This window comes from Microbacterium sp. NPDC056736, assembly GCF_042790415.1.
Classification (GTDB): domain Bacteria; phylum Actinomycetota; class Actinomycetes; order Actinomycetales; family Microbacteriaceae; genus Microbacterium.
In genome coordinates this window covers 1-16922 of record NZ_JBHTZE010000007.1, presented here as the reverse complement: position 1 = coordinate 16922, position 16922 = coordinate 1, and the positions used below count along the sequence as shown (strand labels likewise).

The window sequence follows — 16922 nt, the reverse complement described above, 5'->3', positions numbered from 1 at the left end:
CCCCGGCCCGAGGGGAAGAGAAGCGCCTGAACACGAACACCGCGGCACTGCTTGGCGAAGCCTGAGCCCGCAATGATGGCGGATTTCCCAGGATGGGGCCAATATATGCACATGACTGGGGTGGGACACCCCGTGATCCGCACGCCCGACCAGCGGATCCGGGTGTTCGTGAGCTCGACGCTGCGCGAGCTCGCGGAGGAGCGCGACGCAGTGCGGTCGGCGATCGAACGACTGCGCCTGGCGCCGGTCATGTTCGAGCTCGGCGCAAGGCCCCACCCGCCCCGCGACCTGTACCGCTCCTACCTCGCCCAGAGCGACGTGTTCGTCGGCATCTACGGCGACAGCTACGGCTGGGTCGCCCCCGACGAGAACGTCTCCGGACTCGAAGACGAATACAACCTCGCCCCCCGCGAGATGCCCAAGCTCATCTACGTCAAAGACACCGACACCCGCGACGACCGACTCAAAGACCTCATCTCCCGCATCCAGGCCGACGACACCGCCGCCTACCTCCACTTCCACTCCGCCCAGGACCTCGAAGACCAGGTCGCCGGCGACCTCGCCATGCTCCTGGCCGAACGCTTCGATCAGTCCCGCAGGCCGGAGCCGATCAGCGTGTCCACCGCCCCGCTCGCCGCCCGCGTGCCCGCGCCGTACACCGAGACGATCGGACGAGGGGGCGAGCTCGCCGAGATCCGGGCCCTCCTGGCGGGCGGCCTGCATCGGGTGGTGAGCCTCATCGGCCCGGGAGGCATCGGCAAGAGCCGGCTCGCGATCGAGGCGGCGCACGCCAACGCCGACCTCTTCCCCGACGGGGTGTACTTCGTGCCGCTGGAGAGCGTCATCGAGCCGGGGCTGCTGCTTCCGACGATCGCATACGTGCTCGGCGTCCGCGACACCGGCGCCGCTGCGCTCGAGGAGCGCATCGCCCAGGCGGTCGCCGACCGGCACGTGCTGATCGTGCTCGACAACTTCGAGCAGATCGTCGAGGAGGCCCCGGTGCTCGTGCGCCTCTACACGCTCGCGCCTCGCGCCTGCTTCCTGGTCACCAGCCGGACGGTCCTGCGCATCCGGGGCGAGCGGGTGTTCGAGGTGGAGGCGCTGGAGACGCCCCGCGAGGACGTCCCGTCGAGCCTCGCCCAGGCGGAGGCATCCGCCGCCTGTCAGCTCTTCGCGGAGCGGGCCGCAGTGGCGCTCCCCGGCTTCACGCTGACCACGGACAACGCGGCCGACGTCATCGAGATCTGCCGGCGGCTGGAGGGCCTGCCGCTGGCGATCGAGCTGACGGCGGCCAAGATCCGGCTGCTCTCGCCGCACGACATCGCCGAGCGTCTCGGGCGGAGCCTGCCGCTGCTGTCGACGTCGGTGCGCGACTTGCCCGACCGGCATCGCACGATGCGGGCCACCATCGACTGGAGCGTCGGGCTGCTCGACGCCGAGCAGCGCGCGATGCTCGAGGACCTCGGGGTCTTCGCCGCGCGCTTCACCCTCGAGGCGGTCGAGGCACTGGGCGCGGGGCGCTCGTGGGGAGAGCAGGCTATCGAGACGCTGGCCGCTCTCATCGACGCCTCGCTCGTCCAGCGGGTCGAATCCGGAGGCCGGACGGTGTTCTCCCTGCTGGTGATCGTCCGCGAGTACGCCGTCGACCTCCTCGAGTCCCGCGGGGCCGCGGACGAGATGCGCAACGCCCATGCGGACTACTACCTCGACCTCGTGAAGCGGATCGCGCCGCGGCTGCGCGGCTCCGAGCAGATCGCCGCCGTCGCCGACCTCGGGCTCGAGGTCTCGAACCTCCGTGCGGCGGCCCGCCACCTCGTCCAGGCGGGACGGCTGGACGACGCCGGCGACTTCGCGTGGACGCTCCTGGCGTACTGGTGGATCTGCGGCTTCTTCGCCGACGTCGGGCTGTGGATGCAGGAGCTGATGGCCGCACAGCTTCCCATCACGCCCCGCACCCGCGCGATCGCCATGTTCTTCCCGCTGTGGGCGGGAATGTGGCAGCGCCCGAGCGACCAGGTGGTCGACGGGCTCGGCGAGTCGGTGCGGCTGTTCCTGGAGTCAGGCGACGAGCAGTCCGCCGCCATGGCCCTCGCCGCGCGGGCGTCCACGCGGATGCAGTTCCCCGACCTGGATCCCGAGGTCGCACGTGGCGAGCTGCACGACGCGATCACCACGCTGCACGCCGTGGGGGACAGCTGGGCGGAGTCCCTGGCGGAGACGGTTCTCGGCCAGCTCGGCATCGTGGTCGGCGACATACCGGAGGGCATGAGGCACTTCGATCGGGCCGTGGAGATCGCAGATGCCGCCGACGACGCCTTCACGCGCGTCGTGTCCGGCAACAACCGCGCGCGCCTGCGGTTCCTCCTCGGCGAGCGGGATGCCGCCGAGGAGGAGTTCATCCTCACGCTCTCGCTGTCGATCCGGCTGCACTTCGTCGACGGCGCCACGTACGGGATCGAGGGGATGTGCGCCGTGGCGGCGGTCCACGGCGACGGCTGGCGTGCCGGCGCCCTCGCGGCGGTGGCCGAGACGATCCGCGAGTCGACCGGCATCTACGACATCGCCGGGTTCGCCATACACCTCGAGCCGCTCGCGGCGCTCCGCGAGGCCGACCCTGCGAGCGTCGAGGCGGGCGAGCAGGCGGGAAGGGAGATGACCCTCGCCGACGCCATCGCGATCGCGATCCCCGATGCCGACGCGCGCGTCGCGCAGAAGGTGCCGTCGTGGTGACGAGCGGGCAGCAGCATCCGGTGATCCGCACGCCCGATCAGCGGATCCGGGTGTTCGTGAGCTCGACGCTGCGCGAGCTCGCGGAGGAGCGCGACGCAGTGCGGTCGGCGATCGAACGACTGCGCCTGGCGCCGGTCATGTTCGAGCTCGGCGCAAGGCCCCACCCGCCCCGCGACCTCTACCGCTCCTACCTCGCCCAGAGCGACGTGTTCGTCGGCATCTACGGCGACAGCTACGGCTGGGTCGCCCCCGACGAGAACGTCTCCGGACTCGAAGACGAATACAACCTCGCCCCCCGCGGCATGCCCAAGCTCATCTACGTCAAAGACACCGACACCCGCGACGACCGACTCAAAGACCTCATCTCCCGCATCCAGGCCGACGACACCGCCGCCTACCTCCACTTCCACTCCGCCCAGGACCTCGAAGACCAGGTCGCCGGCGACCTCGCCATGCTCCTGGCCGAACGCTTCGACGAGTCGAAGGCGCCGGTGACCTCCGAGCCGGATTCCCGGCCGAACCTCGTCGGGCGGGTGCCCGTGCCGTACACGACGACCATCGGGCGCGAGGACGACATCGACGCGGTGCGCACGCTGCTCTCGCGGGGGAGCGATCGCGTCGTGAGCCTCATCGGGCCCGGCGGCATCGGCAAGAGCAGGCTGGCGATCGAGTCCGCGCTCGCGTGCGCGGACCTGTTCCCCGACGGGGTGTACTTCGCCCTGCTGGAGGGCGTGCTCGAGCCCGGACTGCTGCTCCCGACGATCGCCTACTACCTCGGCATCCGCGACAACGGCGAGACCGCGCTCGAGGAGCGCATCGCACTCGCGCTCGAGGACCGGCACGTGCTGATCGTGCTCGACAACTTCGAGCAGATCGTGGATGCCGCACCCGTCCTGGTGCGGCTGTACACCGTCGCCCCGACGGCGACCTTCCTCGTCACCAGTCGCATCGTGCTGCGGATCCGCGGCGAGCGCGTCTACGAGGTGCCCCCGCTGACGACGCCGGCCGCCGACCGCCCCGCGAGCCTGGACCGGACCACGCGCACGGCGGCGGTCTCGCTGTTCGTCGACCGGGCCCGCGCGATCGACCCCCACTTCGACGTCACCCCCGCCAACGCGAACGACCTCGCCGACATCTGCCGCCGGCTGGAGGGACTGCCGCTGGCGATCGAGCTCGCGGCGGCGAAGGTGCGCATCCTCAGCCCCGCCGGCATCGCCTCACGCCTGGAGCAGAGCCTGCCGCTGCTCACCGCGGCCGTGCGCGACCTGCCCGAACGGCACCGCACGATGCGAGCGACGATCGACTGGAGCGTGAGCCTGCTCCCCGACGCGCAGCGCGCGCTCCTGGAGGATCTCGGCGTGTTCGCGACCCGGTTCACGCTGGAGGCGGTCGAGGCGCTGGGCGCCGGCCGCTCCTGGGACGGCGAGGCGCTCGATGCGCTGGCCTCGCTGGTCGACGCCTCCCTCGTCCAGCAGGCGGAGCTGGGCGGACGCCGCGTGTTCTCGCTGCTGGCGATCGTCCGCGAGTACGCCGTCGGCCGCCTGAAGGAGCGCGGCGACGCCGACGAGGTGCGACGCGCCCACGCCGACCACTACCGCGCCCTCGTCGCGCGCATCGCGCCCGACCTCGGCGGCCCCGGGCAGGCCGAAGCGGTCGCGCGGCTGGGGCTCGAGCTGCCGAACCTCCGCGCGGCCGTCCGGCACCTCGTGTACACGGACCGCCTCGACGACGCCGGCGACTTCGCGTGGAGCCTGCTGATCTACTGGTGGATCTCGGGATTCTTCGCCGAGGTGAGGGTGTGGATGCTGGAGCTGCTCGAGAAGCAGCACGAGCGGCCGATCACACCGCACACGCGGGCGATCGCGTGGTTCTTCGCCCTGTGGGGCGAGATGTGGCAGCGACCCAGCGAGCAGGTGGTCGCGGGACTGGGCGAGTGCGTGCGGCTGTTCACCGAGTCCGGGGACGAGGATGCCGCCGCGATGGCGCTCGCGGCCCGGGCGACAGCGCGCGTGCAGTTCTCCCCGCTCGACGCCGACAAGGCCGAGTCCGAGCTCCAGCAGGCGGTCGTGACGCTTCGCGAGCGCGGCAACACGTGGGCGGAGGCGATCACGGAGGTCTCGCTCGGCCGCATCTCGTGGGTGCGGGGCGCCGCGGACGACGCTCGCGCGCACTTCGACCGCGCGACCGCGGTGGCCGAGGCAGGCAGCGACCTGTTCACGACGTCCGTGGCGGGCAATCTCCGCGCCCGGCTCAACTTCCAGCTCGGCCGCATCGAGGAGGCCGAGCGCGAGTTCGTGCACACGCTGCTGGTCTCCGTCGGGCTCCACTACGAGGAGGGCGTCGCCTACGGGCTCGAAGGCGTCTGCGCCGTCGCCGCCGCCCACGGCGAGGCATGGCGCGCCGCGGCGCTCGCGGTCGCCGCCGGCGAGATCCGGCGGCGCATCGGCATCTTCGACGTCGAGGCGTTCACCGTCCACACGCCGTATCTCGAGATCCTCCGCGGGCGCGACCCGCAGAGCGTGGCTGCGGGCGAGGCCGCCGGCGCCGAGCTGACGGTGGCCGAGGCGGTGCAGCTCGCGCTGTCGGAGGAGGAGTTCCAGGCCGTCGCCGACAGGCTGCAGGCCTGGTAGGCCGGATGCCGCATCCCTCGCGGTGGCGGCATCCGCTCTCCCGGTGTATCAGCCGCGCGTTCCGGGGACTCTGGTGCGTCAGGGAGCGTGCTCGTATGCTGTGCACCGACTGCGCTCCTCGGATCGCAGGGGTGACGGCGCTCGTGGGGAATCGGGTGCCGGAGCGAGGGGGTCGAGATGGCTCTGATTCCGGATGCGCCGCGCGCCGTCGTCGACGTCGCAGGCGATGCCGACGCCGTGGCGGCGCACGTCCAGCCGCACCCGGATGCCGCACCCGACCATCGCGGGATCACGACGCTGGCCGACGCCACGGTGCGCGGGCTCACCGGCGGCACGGTGACGGTCCGCGTGCGCGGGTCGGACCACTTCCGCTACGCCGCCATCGTGGTGCAGGGCGGGAGAACGCGGTTCCTCCCCCTGGCGCCGCGCGAGGACGTCTTCGCCGTCGAGCTCGCGGTGGAGGCCGGCGAGGTGATCCACCTGACCGTCGTCGCCGGCGCATCCGAGGGCGCGATGAGCAGGCTCGAAGCGGACGTCGACAGCGGCGGGATGGGGATGGGCGGTGGCCCGGAGTCCGCCGCCGAGCCCCCGCCGCCGCCGGCGATGCACGAGGTGCCGGAGTTCGCGCCCGACGAGGAGTTCGCCCCCGACGGGGAGTTCGAAGGCGGCGGCATCGGCGGCCGCGGGGTCGGCAGCCGCTCCCCCGGACTCGCTCCCCCGCCCGACCTGCTGCCCGCGCCGTCGGCGCCGCCCGCGCCGGCACCGCCCGCGATGGCGCCGCCGCCCGGCCGGACCGTGTCGGGCGGCGGCACCGCTCCCGCCGGCTCGCTCGACGGCGCAGAGCCGGTGCCGGCGTTCGTCGACGCCGAGGTTCCCGCGCAGGTCGTCGAGGGTGTCGCGTTCGACGCCGTCGTGCGGCTGTCGCTCACCGAGCTCGCACCGACGAGAGGCACCTCGCGCAAGAAGGCCACGGCCCGCTTCGACCCCTCGCGGGACATCGAGGTGGGCGTGCAGCTGCGGGGCTTCGCGTTCGCGGACGGCACCCCGGCCGTCGTCACGACGACGTTGCCCTCGAGCGCCGACGAGCCGCGCCGGCTGGTGTTCCGGCTGGTCCCGGAGGAGCCCGGGCGCGGCCACATCACCGTCACCTTCACGCAGCCGCCGGGCGTCACCCCGCTGGCGGTGCTCGCGGTGAGCGCCGCGATCCTGCCGGCCGACGAGGCGCCCGACGACCCGGCGCCGGATCCACGGCTGGTCGAGTCATCCGTCGCCGTCCCGCCCCGCGAGATCGCCGACCTTCCCACCATCGCCGTGGACGAGACCATCTCGCGCGGCAGGTCGGAGCTGGCCATCACGGCGAAGATCGGGCGGACGGTGAAGCGGCACGTCGTCCGCCTGGACGACAAGCCGGCCTACGTGGAGGGCGTGTACGCGGAGCTCGCGCGGATCCGCCGCGAGTTCGTGGCCGAGGCCGAGGACGACCCGGACGAGGCCGCCGAGACCGTCCGGCGCGAAGTGCGCTCGCTCGGCGCCCGGATCGCCGAGGAGCTCCTCGGCGACGAGATCAACGAACTGCTGTGGCGCAAGCGCCGCCGCCTCTCGCAGGTGGTGCTGCAGACCTCGGGGGAGCTCGACATCCCGTGGGAGATCGTCCACCTGGTGCCGGTGGGGACGCAGCGCCCCGACCCCGACCGGTACTTCCTCGGCGACCTCGGGCTCATGCGCTGGATGTACGGGACGCCGCGGCCGACCGTGGTCCCCGTGGATGCCGGCCGGGTCCTGGCGATCGCGCCGGAGTACGTCAATCCGGACTACCGCCTGCCGCGTGCGGGCGAGGAGGTGTCGGCGCTCGGCACTCTCCTCGCCACCGCGCCCCGCTCCGCCTCGGATCCCGCCCAGCTGCGGGAGGCCATCACCGGCGGCTTCGATCTGCTCCACTTCGCCGGCCACGGCCGCTGGCGCGACGCGGCCCCGCTCGGCCAGGAGATCGCCTTCGCCACCTGGTCGGAGGACGACGACGGCTCCGGCGCATACACCGACTCGGATGCGCGGCGGGACCTCCCCGAACCCGACGACGTGCAGGCCGCGGCATCCGCCCCGTTCGTCTTCCTGAGCGCGTGCGACGTCGGCCGGCTGCGGTCGGGGGCGACCGGCCTGGGCGGCTTCGCCGAAGCGTTCCTGCGCGGCGGCGTCGGCGTCTTCATCGGGTGCTCGTGGGCCGTCCGCGACGACGTCACCGCCGCCTTCGTGCGCACCTTCTACGAGCAGACGCTGCGCGAGCACGCCACGCTCGGCGAGGCGGTGCTGGCCGCCCGCCGTGCCGCCCGCGAGGCGGGAGACCTGACGTCGCTCGCCTTCACCGTGTTCGCCGATCCACGCGCGAGGCTCGAGCCCCGCTGACCGCCGCCGACCGGCGTCGGCTCACCGCACCACCGCCACTCGAACAGACAGGACGTGACACCATGGCCGACACGACCACCGCCGCCCGCGCCGCGTATCTCCGCCCCGCCGACCTCGCGGCCCTCCGCAAGCACGTCGTGCACACCGCCGACGGCAAGCTCGACGAGAGGTCCAGCGCCAAGCCGGCCGACGTCGACGCGTTCGCGACGACCGCCGACGACGTGCGACGCATGGTCGAGGTCGACCTCGCGGCGTTCGTCGAGCAGCAGGCGAAGAAGGCCTCCGCCCGCGACGTGCCGCCCCCGGTGCCGGTGCTGATCTGGGCCCACGGCGGGCTGACCGACAAGGCGGCGGGGCTGCGGACCGCGCACCACCAGTCGGCGTGGTGGAAGAAGAACGGCGTCTACCCCGTCCACCTGGTGTGGGAGAGCGGGCTCATGACGACCCTCGCCGACGTGCTGTCGGGGCGGGCGACAGGCTCCCGCGGTTTCACCGATCTCACCGACCGCGCGGTGGAGGCCGCGGCGCGCGTGCTGGGCGGACGCAAGTTCTGGGACGACATGAAGCTCGACTCGGCGGCCTCGTGCCTGCCCGCTCTCGCCGACGGGACGCGAGGCGGCGCGGACATCCTCGCCGCGGCGCTACGCGAGTACATGGCCGCCAACCAGGGCGCGATCGAGCTGCACATCGCCGGGCACAGCGCCGGCTCGATCTACCACTCGCACTTCGTGCCGCGGCTCTTCGACGGCGACGACGCCGTGGACCACGTCGCGAGCGTCACCTTCCTCGCCCCCGCGGTGCGCGTCGACACGTTCGAGGCGACGCTGCTGCCGCTGGCGGAGACGGGGAAGATCAAGGACCTCGCGATCTTCACGATGGACGAGACGCACGAGAAGCGGGACAACACCGGCGGCGTCTACCGCAAGTCGCTTCTCTACCTCGTCTCGCGCGCGTTCGAGGCGGAGCGGGACGCCAAGATCCTCGGACTCGAGGAGCACCTGCGCCGGGCGGGCCGCACGATGGGATACCTCGGCGACGACCCCACCCGCCTCGTGCTCGGACCAGTGGCGCGCGGGCGCCGCAGCCGCACCCAGGCGACGTCGCACGGGGCGTTCGACAACGACGTCGAGACCATGATGAGCCTCGCGCGCCGCGTCCTCGGTGTGCCCGACAGCGACGAGCCCGAGCGGCTCACGGTGTTCCCGACGCGGGGCCGCGGCGTCGAGCTGGAGCCCATGCGCCCGCCGCGGCCGGAGCCGACCGGCGTGCGCGGGGCCGTGCCGCGCAAGCTGGCGCTGTGCGTCGGCATCGACGCATACCCGAAGGACCCGCTGAGCGGGTGCGTCGCCGACGCCGAGGCGTGGGGCGAGGCGTTCCGGAACGCGGGCTTCGAGGTCGAGTCGATCCGCAACGCCGACGCGAAGCGCGACGAGATCCTGCGCGCCATGCTCGACAAGGTCTCGGCGGCGCGCGACGGCGACATCGTCGCCATCCAGTTCGCCGGCCACGGCACCTTCGTCCCGGACCTCGACGGCGACGAGACCGACTCCTTCGGACCCAGCGACGAGGCGCTGTGCCCCGTGGACTTCCGCGACGGCAACCTCATCATCGACGACGACCTCGGCGCGATCTGGGACGCGATCCCCGACGGCGTCGCGGTGTCGCTGTTCTTCGACTCCTGCCATTCGGGGACCGTGAACCGGGGGCTGACGCGGTCGGAGTTCAACGAGAAGAGGATCCCGGCCGGAACGAAGGCGCGCATGACGGTGCTGGACTCCGAGGAGGAGGACGCCTACCGCGCCCAGCGCGCCGCCGCCCTGTCGGACCCCTTCCGGCGCGCAGCGTGGGCGCGGGTCGTCGAGATCGAGACCGACCGCGCCGCGGAGCCGCCCAGGCCGCACGAGGCGAACCGCGAGGTGCTCGTGAGCGCCTGCCAGCCCAACCAGGTCGCGCTCGAGACGAACGGCCGCGGCGTGTTCAGCACCGCCGCGCTCACGGTCCTCGGCAAGAGCCCGACCCTGAGCTACCGCGAGTTCGTGAAGGCCGTCTCCGACATCATCGACGACGACTACGAGCAGCGTCCGCTGCTGTCTGCGGCCGAGGAGCTCGGCGCGCGCCCGCTGCTGTCGTCGCTGCGCGACACGGCGTCGCTCGCCGCGCCCACCGGCGTCGAGACCGACGGCCGGCGCAGCGCCGCCGACGCCCGCACGGCCGCGATCGTGGCGATCCTGCGGGCCACGGCAGATCTGCTGGAGGCGGGGTCCGACTGAGGCGGCGGGGGCGGCAGAGGCGGCGGGGCAGAGGCGGCGGGCGGGGTAGAGGCGGCGGGTCGCGGCATCCGAATTTCGGACAATCCCACGGATTCCGGATGCCACACCCCGCCGCGCTCCGGAAACCCGCAGCAACTCCGAATTCCGGATTCGGCTGGCTCAGACGACGACACGGGCGTGGCGGAACCGGATGCGCGTCCCGGGCCTGGCCTGCGCGACGAGGTCGAGCGAGGCATCCGTCACCACGGCGATGACCGGATAGCCGCCGGTCACAGGACCGTCGGCGAGGAGGATCGTCGGCCGCCCGCTCGGGGGCACCTGGAGCGCTCCGGGCACCATGCCCTCGCTGGCGAGCTCGCCCCCGCGCACCCGCACGAGCGCGGGGCCGTCGAGGCGGGCGCCGACCCGGTCGGCGTGGTTCGAGACGGTCCACACGGTGTCGAACAGGGCCTCCAGCGCCGCGGGGGCGAACCAGTCGGCGCGCGGTCCCGGTGCGAGCTCGAGCTCGAGCTCGTCGTCGTGCGGCGCACCCCACGCGGCCGGCGGCGCGACGGGGATCGGCGCGGAGACCTCGTCCCGCACCCCGACGACGTCGCCGGCGCGCAGCGCAGCCGGGCCGAGCCCCGCCAGCAGATCCGTCGCGCGCGAGCCGAGCGCGTGGGGCGCGTCGACGCCCCCTCGGGCCGCGATGTAGCCCCGGGCGCCGTGGACGAACCAGTCGAGGTGCAGCTCGGCACCCGCCGGCCACGCGTGGGCCTGGTACGGGTCGATCTCGCGGCCGTCCAGCCGCACGACGCCCCACGCACCGGCCACCGACACCCACAGGTCGCGCTCGGCGACGGCGCGCAGCCCGCCCATCGTCACCTCGAGACCGGCGGCGCTCTCGGGATTGCCCAGCAGCCGGTTCGCCGTGCGCAGTGCGGCGCGGTCGAGCGCCCCCGACACCGCCACGCCGACCGATGCGACCCCGGGTCGCCCGAGATCCTGCACGGTCGTCAGCAGCCCCGGTTCCAGGATCCGGATGCCGCCCGCCGCCACCGCTCCGGATCCGCCCGCGGCCGCCTCACCGGGTCGCCCGCCCGCAGCCTCACCCGATCCGCCGTGCGCCGCTTCGCGCGTGGGGCCATCACCCGGCCGCGACGCCCCGAGTCCCCGCGCCGAAGCCTCGCCCGGGGCCGCCGACCCCTGACGCGCCGGCGGACGGAAGCGGACGCGGGTCCCCGGCGCGAGCAGGGCCGGGGAGGCGGCATCCGGGTCGAACAGCGGCGCCGGGGTGGTGCCGATGAGGCGCCAGCCCCCCGGAGTGTCGCGGGGGTAGGCCCCCGTGAAGGCCCCCGCGAGCCCGACCGCCCCGGTGGGGACCCGCGTGCGCGGCGTGTCGAGCCGCGGCACGTCGAACGGCCAGTCGTCGCTGACCAGGTAGCCGAAGCCGGGAGCGAATCCCGTGAACGCGACCTGCCACCGCGCCGCGGCGTGCGCGCGCACGAGCTCGTCGGCGCTCAGTCCCAGCAGTCGTGCCGTGTCGGCGAGGTCGGGGCCGTCGTAGACGACGTCCAGCTCCACCTCGCGCGTCGCCGACGGGCCTCGCGGCGCGGCCTCCGCCGCGGCAGCGAGCGCCCACGTCCGCGCGGTTGGCAGCGCGAGCCCGCGCGGGTCGATACGGACGAGCACGGTGCGCGCGGCCGGGACGAGGTCGACCACGCCGTCCGGCCGGCGCTCGGCCAGCGCCGCGTGGAGCGCGAGGACCTCCTCGAGCGCGTCCACCTCCAGCAGGAAGGCGCGCTCGCCCATGGGCCGGACCCGGGGAGTCACCGCGCCGCCTCCCCCGCCCGACGCCGGCGGCGACGCGCGCGGCGAGTGGTCACCACGGCGCCCTCACCTCGACGCCTGCCGCGTCGAGCGCGGCGCGCACGGCGCGGGCCATGTCGACGGCGGCGGGAGAGTCGCCGTGGACGCACAGAGAGGCCGCCTCCGCGGCGATCACCGAGCCGTCGATCGCCTCGACGACCGCCTCGCGGGCGAGACGCACCGCGCGTGCGGCCACGGCCTCCGGATCCTCGAGCAGGGCGCCGGGCCGCGCCCTCGGCACGAGCGATCCGTCGGGCAGGTAGCTCCGGTCGAGGAAGGCCTCGTGCACGAAGGGGAGGCCGACGGATGCCGCGGCGCGCGCGATCTCGCCGGGCATCCCGAGCACGGGGAGGGGCCGGCCGAGGAGCGCCGCGCGATCGGCGACGGCGCGGGCGACGGCATCCGCCTGCTCCCGGTCCCTCGTCACCGCGTGATAGAGCGCGCCGTGCGGCTTGACGTAGCGCAGGTCGGCGCCCGATGCGACGAGATCGGCGAGCTGGCGGGCGACGATGAGCGCGAGGTCGGCGGGGTCGAGCACCACCGACACGCGGCCGAAGTTCGCCGTGTCGGGATAGGAGGGGTGGGCGCCGACGGCGACGCCGTGCCGCCCGGCGCGGGCGACCGCGTCGCGCATCGACGCGGCGTCGCCCGCATGACCGCCGCACGCGACGCTGGCGCTCGAGATGACGGCGAACATCGCTTCGTCGTCGGCCGTCGGCACGCCGCCGACGGTCTCGCCGAGGTCCGCGTTGAGGTCGATCGCCGCCATGTGCTCCACGGTACTGCCGCCGGTCGCCTGCCGGATCAGTGAGCACAACTCCACGGATCCGGCGGTTGCGGGCGACAAATGCCCGCTGTGCCGGAGCCGCCGGCGCGAGGGTGTGGAGATGTGCGCAAGACCGTCCGCTCGCCCCTCCGAGGGCACGCGTTACGGATGGGTAAAGGCTGTCGCGCTGTCCGTGCGCAACGCGGCGACGCGAGGCAGGATGGAGCCCATGGCCCGATCCTCCGAACGCGCCGTCGCGGGAGCACCGCTGCTCCAGGTGCGCGACGTCGCCGTCGAATTCCAGACCATCGACGGCCCGGTGCACGCCGTCGAGGGCGTCGACCTCGACCTCTCCGCCGGCGAGACGCTGGCCATCGTCGGCGAGTCCGGATCGGGCAAGTCCACGTCCGCCATGGCGGTCATCGGCCTGCTGCCGGGCAACGGCCGGGTGACCAAGGGCAGCATCCTGTTCGAGGGCGAGGACCTGGTCGGCGCCCCCGAGTCGGTGATGCGCACCATCCGCGGGCGGTCGATCGGGCTCGTGCCGCAGGACCCGATGTCGAACCTCAACCCGGTGGCGAAGATCGGCACCCAGATCGCCGAGACGCTCCTCGCGCACGGCCTCGCCACGCGCCGGGACGTCGACCGCAGGGTGGTCGAGACGCTCGCCGCAGCGGGACTGCCCGACGCCGCCGACCGCGCCAAGCAGTATCCGCACGAGTTCTCCGGCGGCATGCGCCAGCGCGCGCTCATCGCGATCGGCCTGGCCTGCGACCCGAAGCTCCTCATCGCCGACGAGCCCACGAGCGCCCTCGACGTCACGGTGCAGAAGACGATCCTCGACCAGCTGGAGCGCATGACCGCCGAGCGGGGCACCGCCGTCATGCTCATCACGCACGACCTCGGACTGGCCGCCGAGCGCGCATCGCGCGTCGTCGTGATGAACCGCGGGCGCATCGTCGAGCAGGGCCCCGCGCGCCAGATCCTCGAAGATCCGCAGCATCCGTACACGCAGGCGCTCGTCAAGGCGGCGCCGTCGGTGGCGGCCGTCCGGCTGCGGCCCGAGGTGTTCCGCACCGCCGCACCGGAGGCTCCCGAGCCCGACATCGCACCGGCAGGAACGACGGATGCCGCGACCGCCGTCACCGGCCCGACCCCCGCCGAGCACCCCGCCGCGCACCCCGCCGAGGCGCACGCGGCGGCCGACGAGCCGGCCCCAGGGCCCGGCTCGGAACCGGCCCTCACCGGGCCGACGCCCGCCGAGCACCCCGTGGCGCCCGCGGGCGCGCACTCGGCCGGGGACGGCGGCGCGACCGCGGCGCCCGACTACATCGTCGAGGTCGAGGACCTCACCAAGATCTACCGCGTGCGGGGCAGCAAAGAGGACTTCGCCGCCGTGAAGGACGTCTCGTTCGCAATACCCCGCGGCGAGACGGTCGCGATCGTCGGCGAGTCGGGGTCGGGCAAGACCACCACCGCGCGCATGCTGCTGAAGGTGATCGAGCCGACGTCCGGCGCCATGCGCTTCGACGGCGTGGACGTGGCGACGCTCAAGGGCCGGCAGCTGCGCGACTTCCGCCAGCGTGTGCAGCCGATCTTCCAGGATCCGTACTCGTCGCTGAACCCGATGTTCTCCATCGAGCGCATCATCTCCGAGCCCCTGGAGTTCTACCGGCGCGGCTCGTCCAAAGAGCGCGCCGCGCGCGTGCGGCAGCTGCTGGACGATGTCGCGCTGCCGCAGACGATGCTGCGCCGCTACCCGTCCGAGCTGTCCGGCGGCCAGCGGCAGCGCGTCGCGATCGCGCGGGCCCTCGCCCTCTCCCCCGACCTCATCGTCTGCGATGAGCCGGTGTCGGCGCTCGACGTCCTGGTGCAGGACCAGGTGCTGACGCTGCTGCGAGACCTGCAGCGCGAGTACGGCCTGAGCTACCTCTTCATCTCGCACGACCTCGCGGTGGTGCGGCTAATCAGCGACTACGTCTGCGTCATGAAGGATGGGCAGCTGGTGGAGGCGGCATCCTCCGAGGAGATCTTCACCAACCCCCGCGACCCGTACACGCGGCGCCTGCTGGCCTCGATCCCCGGCAACGAGCTCGACATCGCCGTCTGACGACGCCTGCCGCCTCGGCCCCGCCGCCCGGGTCAGCGCGCCCGGGTGCGCGGGTCCATCGCCTCGCGCAGCGCCTCGCCGAAGAGCGTGAAGCCGAGCGCGGTGATGGTGATGCAGATGCCGGGCAGGAACGCCAGCCACGGCGCGACGGCCAGCTCGAGCTGCGCATAGGTGAGCATGCGGCCCCACTCGGCGGTCTGCGGCACGTCGCCGCCGAGGCCGAGGTACGACAGCGCGGCCGCCTCGATGACGGCCGTCGCCAGCGACAGCGTGCCCTGCACGATGACCGGTCCGACCGAGTTCGGCAGCACGTGGCTCATCGTGATCTTGCCGCGCCCGAGGCCGAGCGTCTGCGCCGACAGCACGTAGTCGGCGTTGCGCTGCTGGAGCATCGAGGCCCGGAGCAGGCGCGCGAACACCGGTACCTGGGCCACGCCGATGGCGATCATCAGCGAGGCCTGCGTCTGGCCGAGGACCGCCGCCACCGACACCGCGAGCAGCAGCGACGGCACCGACAGGAGGATGTCGACGATGCGCATGACGAGCGTGTCGACCCACCCGCCGAACATGCCGCACAGGAACCCGAGGATCATGCCGCCGATGAGGCCGATCGCCGTCGAGACGACGCCGATGATCAGCGTGGCGCGCGCGCCCCAGATGAGCTTGGACAGCACGTCGCCGCCGAAGCGGTCCAGGCCCAGCGGGAACTCGGGGATCTCGCCCGGCCCGGGGATGTGCGTCGGCGTGATGTACCGCTGGCCGGGAAGCTCGGTCGGACCGTACGGCGCCAGCCAGGGCGCGAGGATCGCGACCAGCACGAGGAGGGCGATGATCGCGCCGCCCACCCACGCGCTGGGGTTGCGGCGCAGGCGCCGGAAGACGTCGCGCCAGAACCCGCCGCCGCCGGTCTTGGCGGCCAGCAGCTCCTTGTCGTCGACGGCGGTGTCGTCGACGGGCCCGCCGCTGGGGGCGGGGGGAAGCATCGCGGATGTCATGAGACCCTCACTCTCGGGTCGATGAAGCTGTACGACACGTCGACCGCCAGGTTGATCAGGGCGTAGCCGATCGCGATGAAGATGATGAACCCCTGCAGCACGGGGTAGTCCCGCGTGAAGATCGCACGCGCCAGGAACGAGCCGATGCCCGGATAGGCGAAGACGGTCTCGGTGAGGACCGCGCCCGAGATCAGCAGGCCCACCTGGAGTCCGATCGTGGTGATGACCGGCAGCATGGCGTTGCGCAGGATGAAGCGGCTGCGGATCGTCGACCGCGAGATGCCCTTGGCCATGCCGGTGCGCACGTAGTCGGAGTTCTGCACCTCGAGCACCGACGCGCGGGTGATGCGCACGATGATCGCGAGCGGGATGGAGGCCAGCGCGATCCCGGGCAGGATCAGGTGCAGGAAGGCGTCCCACGCGGCATCCCACTCACCCGTCAGGATGCCGTCGAGCACGTAGAAGCCGGTGTAGTGCGTCGCGTCGAGCCGCGGATCCTGCCGTCCCTCGGACGGCAGCCAGCCGAGCTGGACGGCGAAGACCCACTTCAGCATGAACGCCAGGAAGAAGACCGGGATGGTGATGCCCAGGAGGCTCGCGCCGACCAGGACGTGGTCGGACGCCCTGCCGTGGCGGCGGGCGGCGAGATAGCCGAGGGGGATGCCGATGCCGACGGCGAGGATGATCGCGAAGACGCTCAGCTCGATCGTCGCGGGGAGGCGGCGCAGGAACTCCTCGATGACCGGCTGGCGCGTCTGCAGCGAGACGCCGAAGTCACCCGACAGGAGCTGGCCGAGCCAGGTGAAGTACTGCACGAGGATCGGCTCGTTGAAGCCGTACTGCTCGTTGATCTGCTCGACGGCCTCAGGCGTCGCCCGCTCGCCCAGCAGGGCGACGGCGGGCCCGCCGGGAAGGGCACGGACCCACAGGAACAGCAGGATCGACAGGCCGAACAGGGTGGGGATCAGCAGGAGCAGTCTGCTCCCGATGGTGCGTAGCACGGATGCTCTCTCCGGGGGACGGGCGGCGCGGGTGCGCCGTCGGGTCGGGCGGGGAAGCCGGAGCGGATGCCGCGGCCCGGGCCGCGGCATCCGCTCTGCCTTCCTTACTCGCTCAGCTCCACCATGTTGTACACCTCGTCCTGCACGGGGCTCGCGGGGTACGAGGTCACGC

The 16922-nt window shown here is 73.0% G+C and carries 9 protein-coding genes; 5 read left to right on the top strand and 4 right to left on the bottom strand.

Annotation, left to right across the window (positions count from 1 at the left end):
- Window positions 1-111 precede the first annotated feature (111 nt).
- The 4 genes from ACFRAL_RS13855 (at window position 112) to ACFRAL_RS13840 (ending at window position 10030) form a co-directional block, all read left to right on the top strand.
- Window positions 112-2730, top strand: a complete 2619-nt coding sequence (locus tag ACFRAL_RS13855; RefSeq protein ID WP_378883891.1) for a DUF4062 domain-containing protein — start codon at window positions 112-114, stop codon at window positions 2728-2730.
- Window positions 2724-5360: a DUF4062 domain-containing protein gene (locus ACFRAL_RS13850; protein WP_378883888.1), complete on the top strand. Its 2637-nt coding sequence runs from the start codon at window positions 2724-2726 to the stop codon at window positions 5358-5360. Before ACFRAL_RS13855 ends, ACFRAL_RS13850 begins: the two co-directional genes overlap by 7 nt.
- Window positions 5361-5537: 177 nt before the next feature.
- A complete protein-coding gene (locus ACFRAL_RS13845) occupies window positions 5538-7760 on the top strand; it encodes a CHAT domain-containing protein (protein WP_378883885.1) in 2223 nt (740 codons plus the stop codon).
- A 62-nt stretch (window positions 7761-7822) separates the two neighbouring features.
- A complete protein-coding gene (locus ACFRAL_RS13840; protein ID WP_378883882.1) occupies window positions 7823-10030 on the top strand; it encodes a caspase family protein in 2208 nt (735 codons plus the stop codon).
- Window positions 10031-10189: 159 nt separating this feature from the next.
- On the opposite strand, the gene ACFRAL_RS13835 is transcribed toward ACFRAL_RS13840, so the two are convergent.
- The gene (locus ACFRAL_RS13835) at window positions 10190-11842 is read right to left on the bottom strand and encodes a 5-oxoprolinase/urea amidolyase family protein (protein ID WP_378883879.1); all 1653 of its coding nucleotides are present in this window, start codon (window positions 11840-11842) and stop codon (window positions 10190-10192) included.
- Between the two features lie 49 nt (window positions 11843-11891).
- Window positions 11892-12647, bottom strand: a complete 756-nt coding sequence (locus ACFRAL_RS13830) for a 5-oxoprolinase subunit PxpA (RefSeq protein ID WP_336393566.1) — start codon at window positions 12645-12647, stop codon at window positions 11892-11894.
- 226 nt (window positions 12648-12873) lie between these two features.
- Here ACFRAL_RS13830 and ACFRAL_RS13825 point away from each other — a divergent pair, with 226 nt between their 5' ends.
- Window positions 12874-14754 (top strand): dipeptide ABC transporter ATP-binding protein, encoded by a 1881-nt coding sequence (locus ACFRAL_RS13825; RefSeq protein ID WP_378883875.1) that lies wholly within the window; start codon window positions 12874-12876, stop codon window positions 14752-14754.
- Between the two features lie 32 nt (window positions 14755-14786).
- Here ACFRAL_RS13825 and ACFRAL_RS13820 read toward each other — a convergent pair whose 3' ends face one another.
- Window positions 14787-15749, bottom strand: a complete 963-nt coding sequence (locus ACFRAL_RS13820) for an ABC transporter permease (RefSeq protein WP_336393568.1) — start codon at window positions 15747-15749, stop codon at window positions 14787-14789.
- The gene (locus ACFRAL_RS13815; RefSeq protein ID WP_336393569.1) at window positions 15746-16750 is read right to left on the bottom strand and encodes an ABC transporter permease; all 1005 of its coding nucleotides are present in this window, start codon (window positions 16748-16750) and stop codon (window positions 15746-15748) included. Before ACFRAL_RS13815 ends, ACFRAL_RS13820 begins: the two co-directional genes overlap by 4 nt.
- Window positions 16751-16922 lie beyond the last annotated feature (172 nt).

Bases quoted from the DNA above. Each gene is read 5' to 3' on its own strand.
- ACFRAL_RS13855 (WP_378883891.1), top strand. From the start codon at position 112: ATGACTGGGGTGGGACACCCCGTGATCCGCACGCCCGACCAGCGGATC.
- ACFRAL_RS13845 (WP_378883885.1), top strand. From the start codon at position 5,538: ATGGCTCTGATTCCGGATGCGCCGCGCGCCGTCGTCGACGTCGCAGGC.
- ACFRAL_RS13840 (WP_378883882.1), top strand. From the start codon at position 7,823: ATGGCCGACACGACCACCGCCGCCCGCGCCGCGTATCTCCGCCCCGCC.
- ACFRAL_RS13830 (WP_336393566.1), bottom strand. From the start codon at position 12,647: ATGGCGGCGATCGACCTCAACGCGGACCTCGGCGAGACCGTCGGCGGC.
- ACFRAL_RS13825 (WP_378883875.1), top strand. From the start codon at position 12,874: ATGGCCCGATCCTCCGAACGCGCCGTCGCGGGAGCACCGCTGCTCCAG.
- ACFRAL_RS13820 (WP_336393568.1), bottom strand. From the start codon at position 15,749: ATGACATCCGCGATGCTTCCCCCCGCCCCCAGCGGCGGGCCCGTCGAC.